Origin of the sequence: Neorhizobium sp. NCHU2750 (assembly GCF_003597675.1) — a bacterium.
Lineage (GTDB): Bacteria > Pseudomonadota > Alphaproteobacteria > Rhizobiales > Rhizobiaceae > Neorhizobium.
The window spans coordinates 1,748,681-1,773,449 of sequence record NZ_CP030827.1 but is presented as its reverse complement, the minus strand read 5'-3'; the positions used below and the strand labels follow the sequence as shown (position 1 = coordinate 1,773,449).

General features: G+C 61.2%; 19 protein-coding genes, 1 pseudogene and 1 riboswitch. Of the genes and pseudogenes, 9 read left to right on the top strand and 11 right to left on the bottom strand.

Features of this window, described 5'->3' with window-relative positions:
* Nucleotides 1-61: 61 nt before the first annotated feature.
* Nucleotides 62-298, top strand: a pseudogene (locus tag NCHU2750_RS08725) (dipeptide epimerase); the annotation flags it as partial.
* Here NCHU2750_RS08725 and NCHU2750_RS08720 read toward each other — a convergent pair.
* Both NCHU2750_RS08720 and NCHU2750_RS08715 read right to left on the bottom strand, forming a co-directional pair.
* A complete protein-coding gene (locus NCHU2750_RS08720) occupies nt 268-1,455 on the bottom strand; it encodes an MFS transporter (RefSeq protein WP_162939554.1) in 1,188 nt (395 codons plus the stop codon). The pseudogene NCHU2750_RS08725 and the gene NCHU2750_RS08720 overlap by 31 nt on opposite strands.
* 188 nt (nt 1,456-1,643) lie before the next feature.
* Nucleotides 1,644-2,468: a UDP-2,3-diacylglucosamine diphosphatase gene (locus NCHU2750_RS08715; RefSeq protein ID WP_119940080.1), complete on the bottom strand. Its 825-nt coding sequence runs from the start codon at nt 2,466-2,468 to the stop codon at nt 1,644-1,646.
* A gap of 203 nt (nt 2,469-2,671) precedes the next feature.
* Here NCHU2750_RS08715 and NCHU2750_RS08710 point away from each other — a divergent pair, with 203 nt between their 5' ends.
* Both NCHU2750_RS08710 and NCHU2750_RS08705 read left to right on the top strand, forming a co-directional pair.
* Nucleotides 2,672-4,999 (top strand): NADP-dependent malic enzyme, encoded by a 2,328-nt coding sequence (locus tag NCHU2750_RS08710; RefSeq protein ID WP_119940079.1) that lies wholly within the window; start codon nt 2,672-2,674, stop codon nt 4,997-4,999.
* A 91-nt stretch (nt 5,000-5,090) separates the two neighbouring features.
* Nucleotides 5,091-5,852: a hypothetical protein gene (locus tag NCHU2750_RS08705; RefSeq protein WP_162939553.1), complete on the top strand. Its 762-nt coding sequence runs from the start codon at nt 5,091-5,093 to the stop codon at nt 5,850-5,852.
* Nucleotides 5,853-5,896: 44 nt separating this feature from the next.
* On the opposite strand, the gene bluB is transcribed toward NCHU2750_RS08705, so the two are convergent.
* The 4 genes from bluB to NCHU2750_RS08685 all read right to left on the bottom strand — a co-directional run bounded on the left by bluB (nt 5,897) and on the right by NCHU2750_RS08685 (nt 10,350).
* Nucleotides 5,897-6,619, bottom strand: coding sequence for a 5,6-dimethylbenzimidazole synthase (bluB, locus tag NCHU2750_RS08700; protein ID WP_119940077.1), 723 nt, complete (start codon nt 6,617-6,619; stop codon nt 5,897-5,899).
* A gap of 82 nt (nt 6,620-6,701) precedes the next feature.
* Nucleotides 6,702-6,895, bottom strand: a riboswitch (cobalamin riboswitch).
* A gap of 28 nt (nt 6,896-6,923) precedes the next feature.
* Complete coding sequence (locus tag NCHU2750_RS08695; protein ID WP_119940076.1) at nt 6,924-7,760, bottom strand: TolB family protein; 837 nt, start codon at nt 7,758-7,760, stop codon at nt 6,924-6,926.
* Nucleotides 7,757-8,602: an NYN domain-containing protein gene (locus tag NCHU2750_RS08690; RefSeq protein ID WP_119940075.1), complete on the bottom strand. Its 846-nt coding sequence runs from the start codon at nt 8,600-8,602 to the stop codon at nt 7,757-7,759. Before NCHU2750_RS08690 ends, NCHU2750_RS08695 begins: the two co-directional genes overlap by 4 nt.
* Nucleotides 8,603-8,676: 74 nt before the next feature.
* Nucleotides 8,677-10,350, bottom strand: a complete 1,674-nt coding sequence (locus NCHU2750_RS08685; protein ID WP_119940074.1) for an NAD+ synthase — start codon at nt 10,348-10,350, stop codon at nt 8,677-8,679.
* A 213-nt stretch (nt 10,351-10,563) separates the two neighbouring features.
* Between NCHU2750_RS08685 and NCHU2750_RS08680 the strand changes: the two genes are divergently transcribed.
* Together NCHU2750_RS08680 and NCHU2750_RS08675 are read left to right on the top strand one after the other, a co-directional pair.
* Complete coding sequence (locus NCHU2750_RS08680) at nt 10,564-10,983, top strand: TadE family protein (protein ID WP_119940073.1); 420 nt, start codon at nt 10,564-10,566, stop codon at nt 10,981-10,983.
* Entirely contained in the window at nt 10,980-12,710 is a 1,731-nt protein-coding gene (locus NCHU2750_RS08675; RefSeq protein WP_119940072.1) for a pilus assembly protein TadG-related protein, read from the top strand. Before NCHU2750_RS08680 ends, NCHU2750_RS08675 begins: the two co-directional genes overlap by 4 nt.
* An 83-nt stretch (nt 12,711-12,793) precedes the next feature.
* Here NCHU2750_RS08675 and NCHU2750_RS08670 read toward each other — a convergent pair whose 3' ends face one another.
* Entirely contained in the window at nt 12,794-14,167 is a 1,374-nt protein-coding gene (locus NCHU2750_RS08670; RefSeq protein WP_119940071.1) for a class II 3-deoxy-7-phosphoheptulonate synthase, read from the bottom strand.
* 255 nt (nt 14,168-14,422) lie between these two features.
* Here NCHU2750_RS08670 and NCHU2750_RS08665 point away from each other — a divergent pair, with 255 nt between their 5' ends.
* A complete protein-coding gene (locus NCHU2750_RS08665; protein WP_119940070.1) occupies nt 14,423-15,754 on the top strand; it encodes a TadE/TadG family type IV pilus assembly protein in 1,332 nt (443 codons plus the stop codon).
* A 34-nt stretch (nt 15,755-15,788) separates the two neighbouring features.
* On the opposite strand, the gene gor is transcribed toward NCHU2750_RS08665, so the two are convergent.
* From gor to rpiA, 3 genes are all read right to left on the bottom strand, one after another.
* Entirely contained in the window at nt 15,789-17,177 is a 1,389-nt protein-coding gene (gene gor, locus NCHU2750_RS08660) for a glutathione-disulfide reductase (protein WP_119940069.1), read from the bottom strand.
* A gap of 110 nt (nt 17,178-17,287) precedes the next feature.
* Nucleotides 17,288-17,899: a DUF2059 domain-containing protein gene (locus tag NCHU2750_RS08655; RefSeq protein ID WP_119940068.1), complete on the bottom strand. Its 612-nt coding sequence runs from the start codon at nt 17,897-17,899 to the stop codon at nt 17,288-17,290.
* 18 nt (nt 17,900-17,917) lie between these two features.
* Nucleotides 17,918-18,613: a ribose-5-phosphate isomerase RpiA gene (gene rpiA / locus NCHU2750_RS08650; protein ID WP_119940067.1), complete on the bottom strand. Its 696-nt coding sequence runs from the start codon at nt 18,611-18,613 to the stop codon at nt 17,918-17,920.
* 181 nt (nt 18,614-18,794) lie between these two features.
* Between rpiA and NCHU2750_RS08645 the strand changes: the two genes are divergently transcribed.
* Nucleotides 18,795-19,484 carry an HAD family hydrolase gene (locus NCHU2750_RS08645; protein WP_119940066.1) on the top strand — a complete coding sequence of 230 codons (690 nt, stop codon included), beginning with the start codon at nt 18,795-18,797 and terminating at the stop codon, nt 19,482-19,484.
* Nucleotides 19,485-19,538: 54 nt separating this feature from the next.
* Here the strand turns inward: NCHU2750_RS08645 and NCHU2750_RS08640 are convergent, their stop codons facing one another.
* Nucleotides 19,539-21,467 carry a L,D-transpeptidase family protein gene (locus tag NCHU2750_RS08640; protein WP_119943124.1) on the bottom strand — a complete coding sequence of 643 codons (1,929 nt, stop codon included), beginning with the start codon at nt 21,465-21,467 and terminating at the stop codon, nt 19,539-19,541.
* Nucleotides 21,468-21,959: 492 nt separating this feature from the next.
* Between NCHU2750_RS08640 and fumC the strand changes: the two genes are divergently transcribed.
* Together fumC and NCHU2750_RS08630 are read left to right on the top strand one after the other, a co-directional pair.
* Complete coding sequence (fumC, locus tag NCHU2750_RS08635; protein WP_119940065.1) at nt 21,960-23,351, top strand: class II fumarate hydratase; 1,392 nt, start codon at nt 21,960-21,962, stop codon at nt 23,349-23,351.
* 285 nt (nt 23,352-23,636) lie between these two features.
* Nucleotides 23,637-24,707 carry a GGDEF domain-containing protein gene (locus NCHU2750_RS08630; RefSeq protein ID WP_119940064.1) on the top strand — a complete coding sequence of 357 codons (1,071 nt, stop codon included), beginning with the start codon at nt 23,637-23,639 and terminating at the stop codon, nt 24,705-24,707.
* The last annotated feature ends 62 nt before the right edge of the window (nt 24,708-24,769 follow it).

Here is a 24,769-nt window from a genome sequence, read left to right as displayed (position 1 = left end):
TTGCCCAAGAGATCGCTGGCGAGGACATTTGATCCGTGGAGCAGCTGAGCTGGATTATATCACCGGCGGCCTGACCGAGGCGCTGCGGATGAAGGCCGAGGCGAAACGACCGGGCTTTCAAATCATGGCCGGCTGCATGGTCGGAACGTCGCTTGCGATGGCACCGGCGGTGCTTCTGGCCGCCGATACGGATTATGCCGATCTCGACGGGCCGCTTCTGCTTGCCCGCGATCGTCCGGGCGGACTTCGCTACGAGGGCTCGCTCGTCTATTCGCCGGAAGCCGATCTCTGGGGGTAGCGCCCGGAGGCAACCGTGATTGCCGCAAGGCCTATCAGTGCCAGCACCACCATGGCGTAGTAGCCGTAGATCTCCAGATGGCGGTAGATGATGCCCGAAAGCAGCGTCGACAGCGCCAGGAATGCACCGTTATAGGCAACATATGCCCCTTGCGCAGAGGCCTGACGGTCTTCCGCCACGGCTTCCGAAAGCCGGTATTGCAGCCCGAGATGGACGAAGGCGAAGGAAAAGGCATGGCCGAGCTGCAGGATCGCATAGAACCATGCCTCCCCGCCGACCGGAAATAGCGACCAGCGGAGAATGCCGACAAAGCAGCCGAACCGCATCAGCGTCCAGGGCGAAAAGCGTCTGGCGATATGGCCCGAGACAAAGAAAACACAGATCTCGGCCATCACCCCGATGCACCAGAGGCCGGCAATGACGCCGTTGGAGAAGCCCATACCCTGCCATTGGATGGTGCTGAAGCCATAGAACATGCCATGGCTGGACTGGATCAGCGAAGCGCCGATCAGGAGCAGATGTACCTGCCTGAACGGCAGGCCACGAGGCCCGGCAGCGCTCCTTGCAGGCCGAACCATGATCTCCCGTCCCAGCCGCGGAGCGACGAAGGCGACAGCTAGGGATGCGACAAGCACGACAAGGGCTGTAATCGGCACGGCATTGGTGCCGATCAGCGACGAGAGATTGCCGGCAACGAGCGTCATGACGACGAAGCCGATCGATCCCCAGACGCGCATGCGGCCATAGAGAAATCCCCAGCGCCGGACGCCGGAAATGGCGATTGCCTCGACCATCGGCGCATAGGGCGCAAACAAGGCGGCCTGGATGCCGACGATCGCCAGTACGACCCAAAAATTGCTGGTCACAAAAAGTCCGATGACCGACAGCAGCGACAGGGCTGAGGACCAGACCAGGATCCGATAGGGCTCGCTGGCCATGCCGGCGAGCGTGCCGGTGCTCGTCGCGACCGCGACCCGACAGACGACCTGGGCAGCCAGGACCGCAGCGATCTGGAACGGGGTAAAGCCACAGCTTACCAGCCAGACCGGCAGATAGGGAACGAGTATGCCGTTCAGCGACAGGGGCGCTGCGTAGGCGAGAGAACAACGAAACTGGAATTGCGCAGGCGCGGCAGGAAGGGTTGCAGGCGTGGACACGGAATCACGGATGTCGGTGAAGGTCTTTCGACACTATCACGGGCGGGCGCCCTGCAAAGCAGAATTGTAGAAAACCGCGCCGGCAACCCGGCGGATTTCTACGCCGCCTCATGATGCCGGGTGTGACCGTCCACCCCCGGCATGCAAATACAAGATGATCGAATTTGGAGCCGCGTCCTGCGCCCCGATCAGGCTGCCCGCATGTCCTTTGCCTCTGCCGGGGCCGGCAGTGCATGAAGCTCGGCGGTCGCGCGGATATCGCGCCAGGTGATCAGCTCAAGCTCACCGTTCATGTTCTCGGCAATTGCCGTGCAGCTCTCCACCCAGTCGCCGGTATTGACGTAGTGGATGCCTTCGATATCGGTCATGACCGCGTGATGGATATGGCCGCAGATGACGCCATCCACCTTGTTGCGGCGGGCTTCATCGGCCACCACCTTCTGGAACTCGCCGATGAAGTTGACGGCATGCTTGACCTGCAGCTTGGCCCAGGCCGAGAACGACCAGTAGGGCATGCCGAGACGGCGGCGCACCGCGGCGAGCACGACGTTGATGGCGATCGCGGCATCATAGGCCCAGTCGCCGAGATAGGCGAGAAGACGGGCGTTGCGGACCACGACGTCGAATTCATCACCGTGCAGGATCAGGTATTTCTTGCCGTCGGCCATCTCGTAGATGGCGCGGTCCGCAACCTCGATACCGCCGAAATGGGTACCCGGGAAATCGCGCAGGAATTCGTCGTGATTGCCGGGGATATAGACGATGCGGGTGCCCTTGCGCGCCTTGCGCAGCAGCTTCTGCACCACGTCGTTGCAGCCCTGCGGCCAGAACCAGCTGCGCTTCAGGCGCCAGCCGTCAACGATGTCGCCGACGAGGAAAACCGTGTCCGCTTCGTGATATTTGAGGAAATCGAGAAGCAGTTCGGTGCGTGCGGCCTTCGAGCCGAGATGTACATCGGAAATGAAGAGGGTCCTGAAATGCCGCGTCTCATACGTGCCAGTCACGGAGGCCATCCTTTCGTCGTCCGTCCCATGCTCTGAAAACCAGAGTCGTGTTTCAGGATGATGACAACCGGGCATTTGCCCGGCCCCAACCGCCGGTGTTCCTATTTCCGCCATGAGGTGAAATTAGCTGCTGTTCGACCGCATCGATTGATGTAAGGAGGAAACGCATCCTCCCCAATATTGACAGCGTATTCAGCAAGGCAGGAGACACTATGGACGCGCATGAAAACTCGAAGCCGACCCCGCCGGCCGGTGCCAGCCTTGACGACCAGGCATTGTTCTTCCACCAGTACCCGCGTCCCGGCAAGCTTGAGATTCAGGCCACCAAGCCGCTCGGCAACCAGCGCGACCTGGCGCTTGCCTATTCGCCGGGTGTGGCTGCCCCCTGTCTTGCGATCCGCGACAACCCGGAAACCGCTGCCGATTACACGGCGCGCGCCAATCTCGTCGCGGTCGTCTCCAACGGTTCGGCCGTGCTGGGGCTCGGCAATATCGGCCCGCTCGCGTCCAAGCCGGTAATGGAAGGCAAGGCCGTCCTGTTCAAGAAGTTCGCCGGCATCGATGTGTTCGACATCGAAATCGACGCACCGGGCATCGACGCGATGGTCTCGACCGTCGCAGCGCTTGAGCCGACCTTCGGTGGCATCAATCTCGAGGATATCAAGGCGCCGGAATGTTTCGAGGTCGAGCGCCGGCTGCGCGAGACGATGAACATCCCGGTCTTCCACGACGACCAGCACGGCACGGCAATCATCGTCGCCGCCGCGATCCTCAACGGCCTGGAACTCGCCGGCAAGTCGCTGACCAACGTCAAGATCGTCACCTCGGGTGCCGGTGCGGCTGCGCTCGCCTGTCTCAACCTGCTCGTGTCGCTCGGCGCGAAAAAGGAAAACATCTGGGTCCATGATATCGAAGGCCTCGTCTACGAGGGCCGTGTCGAACTGATGGACGAGTGGAAATCGGTCTATGTGCAGAAGAGCGACAAGCGGGTTCTGGCCGACAGTATCGACGGCGCCGACGTCTTCCTCGGCCTTTCCGCACCGGGCGTGCTGAAGCCTGAACTTCTGGTGCGCATGGCGGAAAAGCCGCTGATCATGGCACTTGCCAACCCGACACCGGAAATCATGCCGGAACTTGCGCGCCAGGCCCGCCCCGACGCGATGATCTGCACCGGTCGCTCCGACTTCGCCAACCAGGTCAACAACGTCCTCTGCTTCCCCTATATCTTCCGCGGCGCGCTCGATTGCGGTGCCAGCACGATCAACGAAGAGATGAAGATGGCTGCGGTCAAGGCGATCGCAGCGCTCGCCCGCGAGGAAGTCTCCGACGTCGCGGCGAAGGCCTATAGCGGTGAAACGCCGGTCTTCGGCCCCGATTACCTGATCCCCTCGCCGTTCGATCCGCGCCTGATCCTCAGGATCGCGCCGGCCGTCGCCCGTGCTGCCGCGGAAACCGGCGTCGCCTCGCGTCCGATCCAGGATTTCGACGCCTATATGGACGAGCTCAACCGCTTCGTCTGGCGTTCCGGCTTCGTGATGAAGCCGATCTTCGCTGCGGCCAAGGCCTCCGAAAAGAAGCGGGTCATCTTTGCGGAAGGCGAAGACGAGCGGGTTCTGCGCGCTGCCCAGGTTCTGCTCGAGGAAGAGATCGCCAAGCCGATCCTGATCGGCCGTCCGTCGGTCATCGAGGCACGCCTGAAGCGTTTCGGCATCCGCATCCGCCCGAATGTCGATTTCAGCGTCGTCAATCCGGAAGACGATCCGCGTTACCGCGAATATGTCGACGACTATTTCGCGCTGGTCGGCCGCAACGGCATCAATCCGGAAGCGGCCCGTACGATCGTGCGCACCAACAACACGGTCATCGGTGCCCTGTCGGTTCGCCGCGGCGAAGCCGATGCGCTGATCTGCGGCGTCGAAGGGCGCTATGACCGGCATCTGCGCGACGTCAAGCAGATCATCGGCCAGCGTCCGGGCGCCTGCACTTTTGCGGGGCTCAGCCTGATCATCTCGCAGCGCGGCGCGATCTTCTTCACCGACACGTTCGTCAACTACAACCCGACGGCCGAAGAGATCGCCGAGATCACGGTTCTCGCAGCGCAGGAAGTGCGTCGTTTCGGTATCGAGCCGAAGGCTGCGCTGATCAGCCATTCGAATTTCGGCTCGCGCGATTCAGAAAGCGCCCGCAAGATGCGCGCCGCTCTCGACATCGTGCGCGACAAGGCTCCGGAACTCGAAGTCGATGGCGAAATGCAGGGCGGCTCGGCGCTCAACGAAATTCTGCGCAAGCGCGCCATGCCGGACAGCACGCTGCATGGCGAGGCCAACCTCTTGGTCTTCCCGAGCCTCGATGCCGCCAGCATCTCGCTCGGCCTAGTGCGGATGATGATGGACGCGCTGCATGTCGGCCCGATCCTGCTCGGTGCCAAGATGCCGGCGCATATCCTGTCGGCCACCGTCACCTCGCGCGGCGTCGTCAACATGGCGGCTCTCGCGGTGGCGGAAGCCGCACAGCCGGAGCCGGCGGTTCTGGCCAAGTAAGAGACCTGCTGCGGCAGGCTTTTGCGCAAGCCTGCCGCATGCTCGACATGCGACTGTTGATCTGCCGCGAAGACGATGCGACAGGTGAGACATGATTTCCGCCAGGGCGAAAATTTCAGTATCGATGATGATTGCCTGCATGGCCTTGCCGCAGGCGGTGCTGGCGCGCGATGTCGAGGCCTGCGCCAATCTCTATCGCCGGCTCGCCAGCACGCCGCAGATCATCGGCACGACACGGAATGTCCGCAATTACGCGCAGGATCTGAGCGCGATGAATTCCGATATCCGCCGTTTGCGCATCGACATGCGGCAGAGCGGCTGCGGCGGCAGCATCGTCACGCTCGGCGGCAACAACCATAGCGACGACCAGTGCCACGACATGCAGGACAAGCTGCAGCGGCTGGAAGGCGATCGGGAAAAGCTCGCCGAGCAACGCAACAACAGCCGCTCGCTGCTGCAGCCTTCGGAAGAGCGCGTGGCCATCCTGTCTGCCATCCGCGAGAACAACTGCACGCCGACCGATCTCGATACCCAGGCCGCGATCGATGAGAAGGAACGCATCAGGATCCGCGGCATCGCGCTTCCCGGCCCCGACGAGAACCAGACGGGTGCCGGGCTTTACGAGGCAGCACCACATATGCCCGCTCCGGCCGCCGACAAGGCCAATTCCAGCATCACCCATCTCGGAAGTCCTCAGCCGGTGACGACACAGAAGGAAGCGCCGATCCAGTTCCCGCCGGACCGTCCTTATGATCCCGACAGAAAGGTCCGGGTGATCGGGCCGGAATTCTTCCCGGACGAGAAGATCGATCTTGCCAACCCGAAATCGAGCGGCCCGCAGCCACAGCAATAGGACAGCGAGGAACGGGGATCAGGCGCGCGTCCTGATGGACGCGCCTATTTGCGGCCCCAGGCGTCCTCGAAGACAAGATCGTTCAGCGGGAGGCGCTGGCGCCAGCCCTTGATCGCGAGTTCCGGTTCCTCATAAAGCGCGTCGACATAACCAAGGCAAAGCCAGGCGACGATCTCGATCTTCTCCGGTATGCCGAGGATCGCGTGCATGTCCTCGTCGCGAAAGATGCTGACCCAGCCGACACCGATGCCTTCCGCACGCGCTGCCAGCCAGAGGTTCTGGATGGCGCAGACGGTCGAATAGCTGTCCATGCGGGCATTGTGGGTGCGGCCGAGCACGACCGGTCCTGCGCGATCGGGATCGCAGGTGACGCAGATCGACAGCGGCGCCTTGCGAATGCCTTCAAGCTTGAGGCTTCGATAGGTACTGCGCTTGTCCTGCGGGAACATCGCCTCGGCCTCGTCATTGGCTTTCGAGAACGCCTGCCAGGCCGCATGCCTGACTTTCTCGTCGCGAACGAGGATGAAATTCCACGGCTGCATGAAGCCGACCGACGGCGCTGCATGGGCCGCGTCGAGAAGGCGCCTCAACACGTCATCGGGTATAGGGTCGGAGAGGAACTGGTCGCGCACGTCACGTCGCGTCCCGATGGCGCGGTAGACGGCCGCGCGTTCGTCTTCGGAAAATGGTCCGGCCGCCACAAGACCGGTATCCGGGCTTTCATCCAGGGCCGGGAGTCGCAGTTCGGGTATCAATTCAGGTCGCATCGTCTTTCCCCAACAATGCCTGAGGTTCCGGTCACGCCTGCGGCGCCACACGAACCTTACAACCTGTCCGCTGTCCGCGCGGATCGGTCCATCCTGTCAGGCCGGTCTTCTGACTTGGCTTCATCCGGCCATCGCCGCCTTCCCGGACAGTCGCCCAGTGGCTGAGGTTTACCTCATGCGATGACCGTCCGCCTCACAGCGTTGGGCACGTGCCGGAATTGCGCCGGCTTCCCGATTCTCCCGCCAATGGCGGGCACCTGACGGGAGGAGTTATGCCGGGCCTGCGACTTCGAGGCAAGACCGATCACGCCGCAGGGAAGTAACGGACATAGGCGAATTCATCACCGTGCGGTGACCAGTTCGGCGAGTTCATCGTGCCCTGCCCGCCGAAAAGCTCGAATAGGGTCTCGACATTGCCGCCATCCATGTCCATCAGCCTTACACGGACATCGAGGTCGCGCGGATGATCGAAGACATCGCCGTCATAGGAGACGAAGACGATCTTGTCGCCCTTGGGCGATGGATGCGGGAACCAGTCGCCATAGGCGCTGTCGGTGATGCGCTCCGCCTCGCCGCCTTCGGCCGGCACGCGCCAGATCTGCATGCGGCCCGTACGGCTGGAGTTGAAATAGATCCACTTGCCGTCCGGTGAATAATCCGGTCCGTCATTGCGGCCCTCGCCGAAGGTCAGGCGGGTCTCGTTCTCACCATCGATGCCGATCGTGTAGATATCGAAGACCTGATCACGGATGCCGCAATAGGTCACCGTCTGTCCGTCGGGAGACCAGCCATGCCAGTAGGAGGGCAGGTTTTCGGTGATCAGCTTCGGCATCCCGCCCTCGGCCGGCAGGATATAGATTGCCGATTTGCCGAACTCGACCTTGTCGGAAATCGCGATCAGGGTGCCGTCGGGGGATATGCCGTGGTCGTTGTTGCAGCGGTTGGCAAAGCCGGTGTCGACGCGGTCCGGCACGCCATCACCGTCTGGAGACAGGCGATAGATCAAACCATCGGCATTGAGCATCAGGTAGCGTCCGTCCGGCGACCAGTTGGGTGCCTCGAACAGCTCTTCCGTCTGCCAGACGATGCGGCTCTGCCGGGTGCGGATATTGTAGATCTCGACCGAGCTGCGGAGCGTCACGCGCCAGCTCCACCCTGTACCAGAGGTGCTGTGATGTCCTTTACCCTTACCTGCATGCCTATCGTCCCATCTTTGCGTGTTTCCAGAAATTCGCAATTCTTCAATACGGTACTAAACTTGGCCGAGCCGAAATTGTTCGGCTTGAATTCGGGATTGAGCTGCCGGATCGCGGACGACAACCGGCCGACCTCCACCCAATCCTGCGGCGCGCGCCCAATAGAATTCAGCGCTTGAACAATATAGGGCCGAATATCACCGGCGCGCTTTAGGGCGACGACCTTGCCTGTCTCGAGCGGCTTGGCAGGCTTTGTATTCTCGGCAGTCTTGGCAACCTTTGCCGGCTCCTCGGCCTTGGCCGTCTTTGCCCGTGTCGTGCTCTTCACCGCCTTTGGCGGGTCCGCTTCCTTGAGGGCAAGCTCGACCTCGAAGAATTTGTCGAATGCCAGCCTTAATGCCGGCGACGCCTTCGTGCCGCCTATGCCTATCGCCCTGTGGCCGCGCATGCGCAGGCGGGTGGCGAGGTGGATGAAGTCACTGTCGCAGGTCACGATGCAGAAGACATCGATATCCGAGCGGCACATGAGTTCGGCCACATCGATCGCCAACATTATGTCGCTGCTGTTCTTGCCCGAGATCGTCGCCTGAGCGGTCTGGATGCTCAGCGCGTGATGGGTGGCGGCTTCCGCCCATGGTTTCAGGTGTTCGCGGGTGAAGTCGCCATAGACCCGCCGCTCGACGATCCTGCCGAAACCGGCCGCGATCTCCATGACCCGCCCGGCGACGCGCGTCGGAAGATTTTCCGCGTCGATGAATATGCCGACCCTGCCTGTAGAACCCGCCATGACATTCTCCAGCCCATCCAGACTACAGAAAACAGCAAATCCTTGCCGAAGCGAAGGTGTTTCCGGCAGGGCGGTTAACGATCCCGGAAGCGGTTGGTGATCGGGTAACGGCGGTCGCGGCCGAAATTCTTCTTGGTGATCTTGACGCCCGGTGCCGACTGACGGCGCTTGTATTCGGCGAGATAGAGAAGATGCTCGATGCGGTGGACGGTTGCGGCGTCATGGCCGCGGGCGACGATCTCCTCGGTTCCCATCTCCTGTTCGACGAGGCATTCGAGGATGTCGTCGAGTACCGGATAGGGAGGCAGCGAATCCTGGTCCTTCTGGTCGGGCCTGAGTTCGGCAGAGGGCGCCTTGGAAATGATGTTCTTCGGGATCACCTCGCCGGAGGGGCCGAGCGCATCCGGCGGCACATGCGCGTTGCGCCATTCGGCGATCGCATAGACCTGCATCTTGTAGAGGTCCTTGATCGGGTTGAAGCCGCCGTTCATGTCGCCATAGAGCGTTGCGTAGCCGACCGACATTTCCGACTTGTTGCCGGTCGTCACCACCATCGAGCCGAACTTGTTGGAGATCGCCATCAGGATGGTGCCGCGGGTACGGCTCTGCAGGTTTTCCTCGGTAATACCCTGGTCGGTGCCCTCGAACATGTCAGAGAGGGAGGCAAGAAAGCCCTCGACCGGCTCGGAGATCGGCACGATGTCGTAACGGCAGCCGAGCGCCTTTGCGCAATCGGCTGCATCCTTGAACGAGTCTTCCGACGTGTAGCGGTAGGGCAGCATGATGGTGCGCACCCTCTCCTCGCCCAGCGCATCGACGGCGATTGCCGCGCAGACGGCCGAATCAATACCGCCGGAGAGGCCCAGCACCACGGACTTGAAACCGTTCTTGTTCACATAGTCACGGAAGCCCAGCATGCAGGCGTGGTAATCGGCCTCTTCCTTTTCGGGAATATGGGCCATCGGGCCCGGCAGGCAGCGCCAGCCATCTTCCTCGCGTCTCCAGTCGGTGACGGTGAAGGCGGTCTCGAACTGCGACAGCTGGAAGGCCAGCGACTTGTCGGCGTTGAAGGCGAAGCTTGCGCCGTCGAAGACCAGTTCATCCTGGCCGCCGAGCTGGTTGGCGAACAACAATGGCAGGCCCGTCTCGATCACCTGGCGCAGCGCCACCTGATAGCGGACATCGAGCTTGCCGCGGTAATAGGGCGAACCGTTGGGCACGAGCAGGATTTCGGCGCCAGCCTCGGCCAGCGTCTCGCAGACGCCCATGTCGTTCCAGATTTCCTCGCAGATCGGAATGCCGATCCGAACACCGCGGAAATTGTAGGGACCGGAAATCGAACCTTCGGTGAAGACCCGCTTCTCGTCGAACTCGCCGTAATTCGGCAGGTCGACCTTGTCGCGGATGGCAATGATCTTGCCGGCATCCAGAAGCGCCACGGCGTTGTGCCGGCCCGTCTCGCCCTGGCGCGGGAAGCCGACCAGAACTCCCGGCCCACCGTCAGCCGTGTCCGCGGCCAGAGCCTCGACCGCCTTAAGGCAGGCCTTGAGGAAGGATGGCTTCAGCACGAGGTCTTCCGGCGGATAGCCGGAGATGAACAGCTCGGTCAGCATCAAAAGGTCGGCGCCCTCGCGGGCGGCATCCTTTCGGGCCTCGCGCGCCATAGCGAGGTTACCGGAAACGTCGCCAAGGGTCGGGTTGAGCTGGGCAACGGCGATACGCAAGGTGTTGAGATCGGTCTGGGTCATGGGGAGGAGATTTAATGCCACGGGGCGGATGCCGCAACGGTCTTGGCATGCGAATTTTCAGGTGCCTCTCCTGCGTCGCGCTCGCTCCGACGGATCGAACCCATGAGCCCATGTCGGTAAAATATGAGCCACTTGCATATATTCGCATTACATATTTTAGCTGATCCTTAATTTATGGCGCCGATACTCCGAAAAAAAGATCGGAGGAGGCCTATGCGTATCCGGCGGTACATCACCAACACATCAGGTGCGGCAGCGGTGGAGTTCGCCATCGTCTCGCCGCTCTTCTTTCTCGCCCTGCTCAGCATGATCGCCTACGGCATCTATCTGTCCGCGGCCCATTCGGTCCAGCAGCTTGCGGCCGACGCGGCCCGAACCGCTGTCGCCGGCATGAGCGATACGGAGCGCAAGAGCCTTGTCGCCGCCTTCGTCAGCCAGTCGACCATAGACAGCGCCTTTCTCGACAAGTCCAAGCTTACGACGGTCGCGCAGGCCGATCCCGGCAATCCCAACCAGTTCACGGTCTCGGTCACCTATGACGCGAGCAACCTGCCGATCTTCAATCTCTTCAGCTACGCCATGCCGAGCAGCCAGATAAAGCGGTTCGCCACCGTCCGCGTCGGAGGGATATGATGCGCCCGATCGGCAAATGGTTCGCGAGCGAAGGCGGTAATGTCGCGATTACCGCAGCGCTGGCGCTGCCGGTGATGATCAGTGCACTGGCACTCGGCGTCGATTACGGCTACCTCACGCTGCAGCAGCGCGAATTGCAGGCAACGGCCGACCTCTCGGCGATCTCGGCCGCTGCAACGCCGAGCAGTCCCGAGGCCGGTGTCCTCGACTACATGACGATCAACGGCAAGAATATCGCCGTTCTGAAGAACGGCGTGTTGCTGAACAAGGGTGCCTCCGTGACGTTCAACCCCGACACGGTGTTCGACAAGTTCGATGCCTATGCGGAAGTGGTCAACGGGCATTATCAGGCAGATCCTTCGGTTGCGGCGGCCTCGCGCTTCCAGACAGGCGTCGCCCCCTATGACACCGTCAAGGTAACGCTCTACCAGAAGGGCGGGCTGTTCTTCGGCGGCAGCATCGCCAAGGCGCCGACGCTGAGCGCCGCCGGTACGGCATCGATCGATAAGATGGCCTCGTTCTCGGTCGGCTCGCGGCTGGCAAGCCTCAACGGTGGCGTCGTCAACGCATTGCTCGGCAGCCTGCTTGGTACCAACATCTCGCTGTCGGTGATGGACTACCAGTCGCTGGCCAACGCCAATGTGGATCTCCTCAAGGTGTTCGACCAGCTGGCGATCAAGCTCAACCTCACGGCCGGCACCTATAACGACCTGCTCAACACCGATATTTCCTACGGCACCTTGCTGAATGCGATCGGCCAGACGACAGGCGTCACGCCGGCGGTGGCGTCCATTCTCAAGACGCTGGAAAAGACGCTCGGGACCACCAAGCTGACCGTCCGGTTGAAGGATATCATGGATATCGGCCCGCTCGCCTCGCGGCTGATCGGCCAGAGCGACGGGCTGACGGTGCAGACCGACATATTCAACATCATCAGCGCGAGCGCCAACGCCGCCAATGGCGGCAAGAACCAGATCGATCTCAATCTCGGCGCAACAATCCCCGGCCTCGGCGGGCTGACGCTGTCGGTGGCCGTCGGCGAACCGCCGGTCGGCTCCAAGGCACTCGGGATCGGGCGGACCGGCTCGGTCGTGCGTACAGCCCAGACCCGCGTCGCGCTGACGACGACTGTCGACGGCATTACCGGACTTCTCGGCATCAAGGTGCGCGTACCCCTCTATATCGAGGTGGCGAATGCGGAGGGGCGCATGAGCTCGATCACCTGTGCCAGCGGCTCGAATGGCGCGACCGTCAATGTGGAAGCGATCCCCGGCGTGCTGGAACTGTCGCTCGGCGATGTCGATACGGCAGCATTCGCCAATTTCGGCAAGGATCCGCGCGTCACCAAGACGAAGATGGTGGCGACACCGGCGCTCAACCTGACGGCGCTCGCCTATGCCAATGCCACCAATGTCAAGACGACCCAGCTCGCCTTCTCTCCCTCGGACATATCGGGACAAAAGGTGAAGCAGGCTTCCACCAAGGACACCCTTACGACACTGGTGGATTCGCTGCTGACCAACCTGCAAGTGGAAGTCGAGATCCTTGGACTGAAGGTGGCCGTGCCCCCGGCCCTTCTCGGCGGACTGGCCGATACGCTCAAGCTTCTGACGGCGCCGCTCGACCAGGTGCTCTACAGCGTGCTGTCGACCGTCGGCGTCAAGATCGGCGAAGTCGACGTGCGCGTCGGCGGAGCGTCCTGCCGCAACCCCGTTCTTGTCCAGTAATGTTCAGCAGTTGGGCAAGAAACGAACAAGGCCGGCAATGACGCCGGCCTTGTTTTGTTTCATGTCTTTCGATCGATGACCGATCAGCCGTTGACGACCATCCGCTTCTCGTCGCGTCCTGTCTTCATCCGTTCGGCCAGAAGAAAGGCCAGTTCCAGTGCCTGATCCGCATTGAGGCGCGGGTCGCAATGGGTGTGGTAGCGATCCTGCAGGTCGGCACCGGTGACTGCACGGGCGCCGCCGGTGCATTCGGTGACGTCCTTGCCGGTCATCTCGACATGGATGCCGCCCGGATGCGTGCCTTCGGCGCGGTGGATCTGGAAGAAGCTCTCGACTTCCGACAGGATCCGGTCGAACGGCCGGGTCTTGTAGTTGTTGAGCGTGATCGTGTTGCCATGCATCGGATCGCAGGACCAGACGACCTTCTTGCCTTCGCGCTCGACCGCACGGATCAGCTTCGGCAGGCTGTCTGCAACCTTGTCATAGCCGAAACGGCAGATCAGCGTCAGACGGCCCGCCTCGTTCTGCGGGTTCAGCGCGTCAATGAGCTCGATCAGGTTATCGGGCTGCAGCGACGGGCCGCATTTCAGGCCGATCGGGTTCTTGATGCCGCGGAAATATTCCACATGCGCATGGTCGAGCTGGCGGGTGCGATCGCCGATCCACAGCATGTGGCCAGACGTTGCGTACCAGTCGCCCGAGGTGGAATCGACACGCGTCAACGCTTCCTCATAGCCCAGAAGCAGTGCTTCGTGACTGGTGAAGAAATCCGTCTCGCGCAGGCTCGGCTGGTTGTCGGCCGTGATCCCGATCGCGCGCATGAAGTCCATCGTCTCGCTGATGCGATCGGCGAGCTTCTTGTAGCGTTCACCCTGCGGTGAATCCTTGACGAAGCCGAGCATCCACTTGTGGACGTTTTCCAGGTTGGCATAACCGCCCATGGCGAACGCGCGCAGAAGGTTCAGCGTCGCGGCCGACTGGCGGTAGGCGTCAAGCTGCCGCTCGGGTGCAGGAATGCGGCTCTCCGGCGTGAAGTCGATGCCGTTGATGATGTCACCGCGATAGGACGGCAGTTCGAGGTCGCCCTGCTTCTCGAAATTCGAGGAGCGCGGCTTGGCGAACTGGCCGGCAATGCGGCCGACCTTGACCACCGGCAGCTGGGCGCCATAGGTCAGCACGACAGCCATCTGCAGGAACGAGCGGAAGAAGTCGCGGATGTTGTCCGCGCCGTGTTCCGCAAAGCTCTCCGCACAATCGCCACCCTGCAGCAGGAAGGCATCGCCTTCCGCCACCTTGGCAAGCTGCGCCTTCAGCCGACGTGCCTCGCCGGCAAAGACGAGCGGAGGAAACTTTGCGAGCTGGGCTTCGGTCGCCGCCAGAGCGGCCTGATCGGGATATGCCGGAACCTGCTGGATGGGTTTGTTCCGCCAGCTGTTCGGGGTCCAATTCTGTGCCATGTGTCTCACCTGTTCGCCCGGACCACCGGGTCCGGCCGTTCCTCTTCAAAATAGAGGCGGCTTATAGACCTTAACACGCGGTTTGCCTAGCCACGTCGGGTGGCTCGTTTCCGTAAACAATCCGTCGTCCATCCACACACTTGAAAGCATCTTTTTAACCAGCCCAAACGAGTGGGCAGCCTCATTAAACAACTGTTCAGCACATCTCCCCAACAATGCACGCCATAGGGGCGAATTGTCGGCTGGGGGCAGCAGATGAAAATTTTGAGACGGCTGATGGCGGACGAATCCGCCAATTTCGGCATGCTGACTGCAATTGTCATGGTGCCGCTGATCGGTGCGGCGGGGCTGGCGATCGATTTCGGACGCGCACTCGAATTGAAGACCGAACTTGCGGCCGCGGCCGATGCTGCGGCAGTCGGGGCAGTCGCGGAAAAGTCCACGGCCGTGACGCAGGCGATGGCCGCCGGCAACGGCACCGTCTCGCTGGATGACGCGGAAGCGCGCAAACTGTTCTTCGGCCAGGTCTCGGCCAATTCCATCGACGCACCGGTCAATGTCGCCATCCAGCTGCAGAAGGTGAACAACATCATCACCTCGCGGGTGACCTATACGGCGACGCTGCCGACGACGTTCATGCAGGTCCTCGGCAAGACGGAAATCACCGTATCGAACGTGGCGACGGCGCAATATCAGACGCCGTCCTTCCTCGATTTCTACATGCTGCTCGACAACACGCCTTCGATGGGCGTCGGCGCAACGCCCGACGATATCAAGAAGCTGGTGGCAGCGACCGTCAAGGGTACCGATGGCAAGGGCAAGGATGGCAGTTGCGCCTTCGCCTGTCATATCGTCTCGACCACGGGCGTGGTCGATTACAACAGCTATTATTATCTCGCCAAGAGCATCGGGGCGACGATCCGTATCGATGTCGTCGCGGATGCGGTTTCAGCGCTGATGAAGACGGCGACGGATTCGCAATTGGTGAGCGGCCAGTTCCGCATGGCCGCCTATACGTTCGGCAAGACCGCGCTCGATGCGCAACTCTACACGGTCGCAAACCCGACCACCGATTTCGCTTCGGTCAGCAAGGCCACCGAGGCGATCGAGCTGATGAGCATTCCGAGTCACGACTATCCGAATAATCAGACGAATTACGATGACGCCTTGCAGAAGATCAACAGCAAGATCACGTCGACCGGAGGCGGGACGAGCGTGTCGGATCGGCAGGCGATCGTCTTCCTCGTGGCGGACGGTGTCGGAGACGCGGCGAGGTCAAGCTGTCAGAAGAAGCTGGACAATACATCAAGCGGCCCGCGCTGCATGGAGCCGATCAATACGCAGTATTGCGATACGTTGAAGGCACGCGGCATCAAGATCGCCGTGCTCTACACGACCTATGTGCCGCTGACGGATAATTCTTTCTACAATACCTGGATCAAGCCGTTCCAGTCCGAAATTCCGACCAAAATGCAGGCCTGCGCGACGGAAGGCTATTATTTCGAGGTGAGCCCGACGGAAGGCATTGCGGATGCGATGAAGGCGCTGTTTCGCAAGATCGTCGCCACGCCGCGCATTACCAGCTGACGCCGAAGGGCGTCAGCTGGCGCGACGCGGATCCTCAGACCCGCTCGCCGTTCCTGACCCTGTAGCTCGGGTTGTACATGGTCACCAGTTCCTCGGCAGCCGAGGGATGGAGGGCCATGGTGCGGTCGAAATCGTCCTTGGTTGCGCCCGCCTTCAGGCAGATGCCGATGATCTGCGCCATCTCGCCGGCCTCGTGGCCGAGGATATGGGCGCCGACGACCTTGCGGCTTTCCGCATCGACCAGAAGCTTCATGATCATCCGCTCGGAACGACCGGAGAGCGTTGCCTTCATCGGCCGGAACTCGGCGCGGTAGACTTCGATCTCCGCATAGCGCTTGATGGCTTCTTCTTCGGAAATGCCGACCGTGCCTATCTCGGGCTGGGAGAAGACCGCAGTCGGGATGAGGTCATAGTCCGGTGAGGTCGGGTTGTTCTTGTAGACGGTCTCGATGAAGCACATCGCTTCGTGGATCGCGACCGGAGTCAACTGTACCCGGTCGGTGACGTCGCCCAACGCATAGATGTTCGCGACATTGGTGCGCGAAAAATCGTCGACGATGATGGCGCCGCGTTCGTTCATTCTGACGCCGGCAGCCTCAAGGCCGAGGCCCTTGGTGTTCGGGTCGCGGCCCAGCGCCAGCATCACGGCGCCGGCTGCAATGCTGTCGCCATTCTTCGTGCGGGCGATGAGGCCACCGTCCTTGCCCTTCACCACTTCCTCAATGACATCGGTCAGGACGATCTTGATGCCCTTTTCGACCATCGCCTTGTGCAGGCCCTGGCGCATGTCGTGATCGAAGCGGGAGAGGATTTCCTTGCCGCGATAGATCAGCGTCGTCTCGACACCGAGGCCATGGAAGATATTGGCGAATTCGACCGCGATATAACCTCCGCCGGCGATCACGATCGACTTCGGCAGGACTTCAAGATTGAAGGCCTCGTTGGAGGTGATGCAGAACTCGTGGCCGGGAAGCGAGGAATGCTGGTTGGCAACGCCGCCTGTGGCGATGACGATGCGTTCGGCCGTGACCGTCTGGCCGGTCTTGGTGATGCGTACCGTATGGGCATCGACCAGCTCTGCGCGGCTGTCGAAAATATCGGCGCCGTTATTTTCCAGCCCGCGGCGATAGAGGCCCTCGAGGCGGGTTATTTCCTTGTCCTTGGCGGCAACCAGCTTTGCCCAGTCGAACGTGCTTTCACCGACCGTCCAGCCGAAGCCTGCAGCATCCTCGAAATGCTCGTGATACTGGGAGGCGTAGACGAACAGTTTCTTCGGCACGCAGCCACGGATGACGCAGGTGCCGCCGTAGCGATATTCCTCGGCAATGCCGACCTTCTTGCCGAGGCTGGCGGCAACGCGCCCTGCCCTGACGCCGCCTGAACCTCCACCAATCACAAACAGGTCGTAGTCATAGGCGGCCATTCAAATCTCCTTCGGCATGCGGGACGGTACCCGCATATAGGCATGTTGCAGCGCAAGAAAAAGCCCGGATCGCTCCGGGCTTTCGATAAACTTCAAATGTCTCGTGCCGATCAGGGCTTCGGCAGGTTGAGCGCCGGGGCAGATCCACCCGACGGTGCCGCTGCCGGCGCCGGTGCGGCAGCCTGCGGGATCGGCTCGGAAGCAGGCATCTGCAGCGGGTGCGCATCGATGACGGTGCGCAGCTTGTCGGTGCTCTGGGCAGACAGGTCGCGCGAAATGCCGTTGCTCCAGATATCGGCAGCGCGGCCGAGCTCGCGGGCGACGAGCGGTGTCGTCGACATCAGCTTCTTGCCGGCTTCGGTGTTGAAGAAGGTCGAGATCGCCTTCAATTCGTCAACCGTGAAGGCCTTGGCATAGATGGTTGCCGCTTCCTTTTCGAGGTCGGCACGACGTGGCGCCAGCGCCAGCGCCTGCTGATCGACGATCGTCGAGATCTGGTCCTGGAAGTTCGGCGACGACTGGATGAACTGCGCCTTCAGACGTTCCGCCAAAGCCGGCAGGATATCGTCGTACTGATTCGTAACGCTGAGTGCCTTGAGAGCCTCGCGCGCTGCCGCAAGATGGTCCGCCGGAATTTCCTGGGCGCGCGCCTGGACCGCCACGGAGCCGGACAGAAGAACTGCCAGGACGAAGGCTCGGCCGAAAACCGCGGATTTGATCATGGGTTAATGCTCCTACTTCTATTTCGCTTGCAGCGTCCGCGCTCCTGCCGGGCCGGCAATGATCGCAAGGGACGCCATATGAATGAAAAGTCCGTGTTCAACGACGCCTGGAATGGAATGCAATTGTGCAGAGAGTGCCTCTGCATCAGGAATGCGGCCAAAAGATGCGTCGACGATATAGTGTCCGCCGTCGGTGGTGAAGATCTCGTCGCCGTTCTTGCGGACGGACAGAGAGCCTGTCAGGCCGAGCCTTGAGGCGGCCTTCTCGATCGCGATGCGGGTGGCGATCTGGCCGAAAGGATTGATCTCGATCGGCAGCGGGAAGGCTCCGAGCGTGTCGACCAGCTTGCTCTCGTCGGCGATGACGATGACGCGCGACGATGCGGCCGCGACGATCTTCTCGCGCAGCAGCGCGCCGCCGCCACCCTTGACGAGGGTCAGGGCCGCGTCCAGCTCGTCCGCACCATCAATAGTGAGGTCAAGTTCGGGCAATTCATCGAGTGATTTCAACGGTACGCCGAGCTCGAGGCAAAGCCGCGCGGTCCGTTCCGACGTCGGTACGCCCTGTACGCGCATGCCGCCATGCACCTTTTCCGCCAACAGACGGACGAACTCCTCCGCCGTCGATCCGGTGCCGATGCCAAGCCGCATCCCGTCTTCGACATGTTCAAGTGCCGAGGCTGCAGCCTTGACCTTCATTTCGCGGGCGTCCATGCGCCACTCTCTCCCCGCTGTTTCAGTCGCTCCGCTGTTTACACGCCTCAAATGGGAAGCGGAAGCCCCCTGCCGAGGTTTCTCGCAGTGCGGCGCCGAGGTTATCGAAGGGTTCCCAACAGAGGCGCAGCATGCTTAACCGGAAGCCTTATCCGAAGCAGCAGAAGTGAGGTAGCAACCCGTGACTTCCCCCCTCGTCATCTTCGACCTCGACGGCACCCTGATCGATACCGCGCCGGACCTGATCGACAGCCTCAACGATACGATCTCGACAGTCGGTCTTGCGCCCGTGACGTTCGACGATCTCACCCATCTCGTCGGCCAGGGCGCGAGGATGATGATCAAACGCGCCTTCGACCTGCGCAAGGTTACGCTCGACGACGTTCAGGCCGAGGCGCTGTTTGCACACTTCATCAAGCACTACCACGCGCATATGCCGGGCAAGAGCCGGCCCTTCGACGGCGTCGTCGCCTGCCTGGAACGGCTCTCGGCCGCCGGCATGACGCTCGCGGTGTGCACCAACAAGGCGGAGGAACTGGCTGTCCCGCTGCTTGAAAAGCTCGGCCTTTCCGGCCACTTTGCGGCAACGACCGGCGGTGATACGTTTGCGGTGCGCAAGCCGGATGCCGGCCATATTCTCGGCACGATCGAACGAGCCGGCGGCGACCCGAAACAGTCGCTGATGGTCGGCGACAGCATCAACGACATCCTCGCGGCCAAGAATGCCGGCATTCCATCGATCGCCGTCGATTTCGGCTATTCGGATGTGCCCGTCGCAAGTCTTTCGCCGAGCCGTGTCATCAGCCATTTCAACGAATTCACGGTCGACATGGCGAAGGAACTGCTGGCATCGTCGAAAGTATCGTCCTGAAACGGATGAGGCGGCCCGAAGGCCGCCTCTCCCTGCATTCGATTTGAAAGCCGATCAGATATTTTCCGACCGAGCCTTGGTCGTTGTGTCCAGAGCCTTCAGCGTTGCGGCGTCACGATCATAGACGTCATCGAAATATTCGATCGCGCCGTCCTTGTTCGGCCAAGCAGTGAAATAGGCCACGTAGACCGGGATCTTGGCCGTTACCTTCTCGGCAACATTCTTGCCGCCGGCAATCTCCGCATCCACCTGATCCTGGCTGATTCCGAGCACGGCGGCAGCCATCTTTCGCGGTTCCTGCAGGCGCACGCAGCCATGGCTGAGCGCGCGCATGTCGCGCTGGAAGAAGCTCTTCGACGGCGTGTCATGCATGTAGATCGCATGGACGTTGGGGAAGAGGATCTTCAGGTCGCCCAGCGCGTTGTCGCTCGACGGCGGCTGGCGCACGGAGATGTTCTGGGTCGAGCCGAACCAGTTGACCTGCGACGACGGCATGACCTTGCCGTTGACGGCCACTTCGTAACCGGTGCGGTCGAGATAGCTCGGGTCCTGGCGCAGCTTCGGCAGCATTTCGTTGACGATGATCGACTGCGGAACGCCCCAATAGGGATTGAATTCGACGGTCTGGATCATGTTCTCGAAGAAGAAGGTCTGGTGCGCCTTGGCGCCGACGACCGCACGCATGGAGAACTGTTCGGCGCCGTGCTCGTGATAATAGACGCGGAAGGCCGCCTGGTTGATGAAGACGTAGCGCTGGCCGAGATCCGCAGGCAGCCAGCGGGCCTGTTCCATGGCGACGATGACCTTCTGGATCTTTTCCTGGGCGCTGTGGCCAGCCATCTTGCGAAGCGTCGCGTTGCCGATGACGCCATCAGCCTTCAGGCCGACTTCGGTCTGGTAGGATTTCACGACATCGACCAGTTCCGGCGTGTAGTCCGGCGTCTTCTGGTAGGCGGCGAAGGTTGCGGCATGCTCGGTCCTGAGCGCCTCGGAGCCCTTCTTCTGGATTGCCGCGATAACGCTCGGCAGATCGGCGCTGCTGTTGCCGGGCTTGAGCAGCATCGCATCCGGAAGTGCGACCTGATCGCCGGAATCGACAGCCTCAGCCTTGAGCTTGGCGAGTTCGGCCTTCAATGCCAGGAAGTCCGGTCCCGAGGGAGCAAGCCCGGCGAGATAGGTGGAGGCATCGGCTTCGGTTGCGGCCGAATTGATCACCTGGGCAAGGTTGACGTCCTTGCGCTTGAAATCGTGATAGCCGGAAATCCGGTTCGGATCGAGACGGCCGCGGACCATGTCCTGCGCGAACATCATGACCTTGCCCGAAAGCGCCAGTTCGAACTGCATCAGCGCCTGTTCGTGGTTCGGTGCCGAAGCCGTGGCTGGCTGCGCGGGCGCAGCGGAATCCGGCTGAGCTGCAGTGGCGGGCTGAGTTGTAGCGGGCTGGGCTGCGGCAGCCGGCTGGGCGCCGGCGTCGGTGGTGCTGCCGGTGACGGCTGCAACATCGGTTGCCGGAGCGTTGGTCGAGCCCGCATCCGCCGCGGCCGGGGTTGCGGCCGGCGTGACGCTTGCCGTTGTCAGCGCGGGAGGCGTGACGGCATAATCGGCCGGGTCGAGGCCATAGTCGTCGGCCTTGGCGAGCAGGGCCAGCACAGCCTTTGCCTTGTCATTGAGGTCGCCCTGAGACACCCAGAGCGGTGCCTGCGCCTTGGCGTAATAGGCTTCGAGCGCCGCCGCGATATCGTTGGGAGCAGTCACCCTGGCATCAGCCAGCCCGTGCAGCGGGCTCGATGCGAAAGCCGCTGATTTGACCAGACGCTCGCTATCAGCCTTGTAGGTATAGTAACGCGGGCCGGCGACCTTCGGCAAAGGCTCGGGATCGGCAAGCGCACGCTCGCTCGGTGCCGGCTCCTGCGGCTTTACGTTTGCCTGCGAGGCGCCGCTCCGGTTACCCGGACCGCCACGCAGAAAATCCATGAGCGACATAGCATTGGCCGGGGCGACCGCGCCGGCGAAAATGGATATACCCGACAAGAGCGCGAGAGCGACCGATGTCTTCTTGTTTGTGTGCTGCAATGTAGTCCCCGTGACCTTGCGTCCGCGTCTTTATCGCGGCGTCGAATTCAATATCACGCCATCTAGCCGATCGCGCGAAAGATGAAAAGAAAACGGCCGTTCACATCTCGGTTCCAGCGAACAAAAATAAGCGACGCACCGCACGGGGCAAAGGTTAAGAATTTATTGGTTAATTTTTTACTGACGCGCGACATTTAGAGATCACAGCAGCTTGAGCGAGCGGCTCACAAAAGCTTCGAGCGTGTCATTGAGGACACGTATCCGTGCGCGCAAAAAGGCCGCAGGGCCGCTTGCGGACGCCCGGCAATCGTATAGTAATGCGCCGCGCCGACGCAGTCTGCGGCCCTTCTATACTGTCAAGGGCGTGCCGCCGGCGAGAGATCAGGGAGAAAAGGCAGCGACATGGCATCGACCCGCACCGAAACCGACACATTTGGCCCGATCGAGGTTGCCAGCGACCGTTACTGGGGTGCACAGGCACAGCGCTCGCTCGGCAATTTCAAGATTGGCTGGGAAAAGCAGCCGCTCGCCGTCGTGCGCGCACTCGGCATCGTCAAGCAGGCAGCCGCCCGCGCCAATATGGAACTCGCCGGACTGAAGCCAGATGTCGGCAAGGCGATCATCGACGCGGCCCAGGAAGTCATCGACGGCAAGCTCAACGATCATTTTCCGCTCGTCGTCTGGCAGACCGGTTCCGGCACGCAGTCGAACATGAATGCCAATGAAGTGATCTCCAACCGGGCGATCGAGATGCTCGGCGGCGTGATGGGCTCCAAGAAGCCGGTTCACCCGAACGATCACGTCAACATGAGCCAGTCGTCGAACGACACCTATCCGACGGCCATGCATATCGCTTGCGTCGAGACGATCGTGCGTCACCTCATCCCGTCGCTCAAGCACCTGCACGAGGCGCTTGAGGTCAAGGTCAAGGCCTTCAGCCACATCATCAAGATCGGCCGCACCCACACACAGGATGCGACGCCGCTGACGCTCGGTCAGGAATTTTCCGGCTATGCGGCCCAGGTCGCTTCGGCGATCGCCAATATCGAACTGACGCTGCCCGCACTTTCCAAGCTTGCCCAGGGCGGCACTGCCGTCGGGACCGGCCTCAACGCGCCGATCGGCTTTGCCGAGAAGGTCGCCGAGGAAATCTCCAAGATCACCGGCCTGCCCTTCGTCACGGCGCCGAACAAGTTCGAAGCACTCGCCTCGCACGATTCGATGGTCTTCGCCCATGGCGCGATCAATGCCGCCGCGGCCGCCTGCTTCAAGATTGCCAACGACATCCGCTTCCTCGGCTCCGGCCCGCGCGCCGGCCTCGGCGAACTGTCGCTGCCGGAAAACGAGCCGGGTTCGTCGATCATGCCGGGCAAGGTCAATCCGACCCAGTCGGAAGCGATGACGCAGGTCTGCGCCCACATCTTCGGCAACCACGCAGCACTCAGCTTTGCCGGCAGCCAGGGCCATTTCGAGCTCAACGTCTATAATCCGATGATGGCCTACAACTTCCTGCAGTCGGTGCAGTTGCTCGGCGATGCGGCCGTTTCCTTCACCGACAATTGCGTCGTCGGCATCGAGGCCCGCGAGGACAATATCAAGAAGGGTGTCGAAAACTCGCTGATGCTGGTCACCGCCTTGAATTCAAAGCTCGGTTACGACATCTGCGCCAAGATCGCCAAGACGGCCCACAAGAACGGCACGACGCTGCGTGACGAGGCCGTCGGCGGCGGATACCTGACAAACGAAGAATTCGATCAGTATGTCCGTCCCGAAAACATGATCGGACCGAAGTAAAGCCGTCTAGGATCGGACACCGCGTTCCGTGCCCATCGCCGGAACGCGGTTACCTGATACCGCAAAATTCCCGTATAGGGCGTATTACGTACTAAATTTCAAATTTTTAATACAATAGTATTTTATCTCCCATCTCATTGTGTAATTAAGGGTTTTAGCAGTCATGAAATCTTTCTCGGGCTGTGCCGAAGAAGGTTTCGAGAATAAAAGCTTAATTCTTTTCGAACACTTTTAATCTAAGAATTCGAGCTATTCAGTGTAGTGGGGTCTAACTGGGGGTCGTCGATGACGACGGTATCTGCATCGAAGCCGCATTCCGGTGATCTGATGGGGCAGATTATTTATGCGGTGCGATCAATGGGCGTATCGCCCATACCGAGAAACTATCAGCTTTTTTACGAAGCCTATATCGGGTCCAATCCTGATCTGACGCGCGATCTTGCTGCATTGGGCAGCCGTGCGTCGCAGGAAGATCTGGATGCGATTTCAGAGCGCTATCTTGGCGCGCCGCAGGCTGCCGTCATAGAAAAGGCGAACGATCGCATCCTGGGGGAACTCGATGCGCTGTTAAAGCTTTTACGGCAAGAGCAGAACTCGCTTGAGAGCTACGGCAAGTTGCTCGGCGAGACAGCCGCGCGCATCAATTCGAAGAACAGTTTCTCGACGGACATCATCCGCAGCGCCATCAGTCTCCTCCACCAGGCGACGGACGACAAGATGGCGCATGGGGAGAAGACCGTCGACGACATGGTCCAGCGCTCCAATGAGATGGATCAGGTGCGGCGCGAACTCGACGAGTACAAGCGGATCGCCAATACCGACTCATTGACGCGGCTTGCCAACCGGCGCGCATTCGACGAGCGGCTGGCACTGTCCTTCGACAACCAGACCGCGCTGCCGCTCACCGCGCTGGTGCTGGCCGACATCGACAATTTCAAGAAGATCAACGACAATTACGGCCATCCGGTCGGCGACAAGATCCTCGCGACCGTTGCCTCGGTGTTGCGTGCCAACGTCCGCAAGGATGTGTTCGTCGCCCGCACCGGCGGCGAAGAATTCGCCATCCTGGTCGAAGGCAATACGCCGGACGAGGTCATGGTGATCTGCGAGCGGGTGCGTCGAGCCCTCGAGACGCGCATCTTCCGCAATTCCCGTTCGGGAGTGAATTACGGGCCGGTAACGATCTCGCTCGGCTATTCGATGGCCGTGCAGGCCGCCGACCCGGGCGAACTCTATGCCCAATCGGATGCGGCGCTCTATTACGCCAAGAACAGCGGCCGAAACCGCACCGTGTTCTTCGAAGAGAGCATGAAGAACCATTACATCAGCAAGAACTGGCTGATCTACAAGAAGTAAGGGCAGGCCATCGGCCTGCCTCTTCCTTCCCCCTCGCCAGCCCGAAGGCCGGCGCTTATTTC

What these genes read in the sequence shown, in the direction of transcription:
- NCHU2750_RS08715 (WP_119940080.1), bottom strand. Translation starts at nt 2,468, where the DNA reads ATGGCCTCCGTGACTGGCACGTATGAGACGCGGCATTTCAGGACCCTC.
- NCHU2750_RS08710 (WP_119940079.1), top strand. Translation starts at nt 2,672, where the DNA reads ATGGACGCGCATGAAAACTCGAAGCCGACCCCGCCGGCCGGTGCCAGC.
- NCHU2750_RS08705 (WP_162939553.1), top strand. Translation starts at nt 5,091, where the DNA reads ATGATTTCCGCCAGGGCGAAAATTTCAGTATCGATGATGATTGCCTGC.
- bluB (WP_119940077.1), bottom strand. Translation starts at nt 6,619, where the DNA reads ATGCGACCTGAATTGATACCCGAACTGCGACTCCCGGCCCTGGATGAA.
- NCHU2750_RS08690 (WP_119940075.1), bottom strand. Translation starts at nt 8,602, where the DNA reads ATGGCGGGTTCTACAGGCAGGGTCGGCATATTCATCGACGCGGAAAAT.
- NCHU2750_RS08685 (WP_119940074.1), bottom strand. Translation starts at nt 10,350, where the DNA reads ATGACCCAGACCGATCTCAACACCTTGCGTATCGCCGTTGCCCAGCTC.
- NCHU2750_RS08680 (WP_119940073.1), top strand. Translation starts at nt 10,564, where the DNA reads ATGCGTATCCGGCGGTACATCACCAACACATCAGGTGCGGCAGCGGTG.
- NCHU2750_RS08675 (WP_119940072.1), top strand. Translation starts at nt 10,980, where the DNA reads ATGATGCGCCCGATCGGCAAATGGTTCGCGAGCGAAGGCGGTAATGTC.
- NCHU2750_RS08670 (WP_119940071.1), bottom strand. Translation starts at nt 14,167, where the DNA reads ATGGCACAGAATTGGACCCCGAACAGCTGGCGGAACAAACCCATCCAG.
- NCHU2750_RS08665 (WP_119940070.1), top strand. Translation starts at nt 14,423, where the DNA reads ATGAAAATTTTGAGACGGCTGATGGCGGACGAATCCGCCAATTTCGGC.
- gor (WP_119940069.1), bottom strand. Translation starts at nt 17,177, where the DNA reads ATGGCCGCCTATGACTACGACCTGTTTGTGATTGGTGGAGGTTCAGGC.
- NCHU2750_RS08655 (WP_119940068.1), bottom strand. Translation starts at nt 17,899, where the DNA reads ATGATCAAATCCGCGGTTTTCGGCCGAGCCTTCGTCCTGGCAGTTCTT.
- rpiA (WP_119940067.1), bottom strand. Translation starts at nt 18,613, where the DNA reads ATGGACGCCCGCGAAATGAAGGTCAAGGCTGCAGCCTCGGCACTTGAA.
- NCHU2750_RS08640 (WP_119943124.1), bottom strand. Translation starts at nt 21,467, where the DNA reads ATGTCGCTCATGGATTTTCTGCGTGGCGGTCCGGGTAACCGGAGCGGC.
- fumC (WP_119940065.1), top strand. Translation starts at nt 21,960, where the DNA reads ATGGCATCGACCCGCACCGAAACCGACACATTTGGCCCGATCGAGGTT.
- NCHU2750_RS08630 (WP_119940064.1), top strand. Translation starts at nt 23,637, where the DNA reads ATGACGACGGTATCTGCATCGAAGCCGCATTCCGGTGATCTGATGGGG.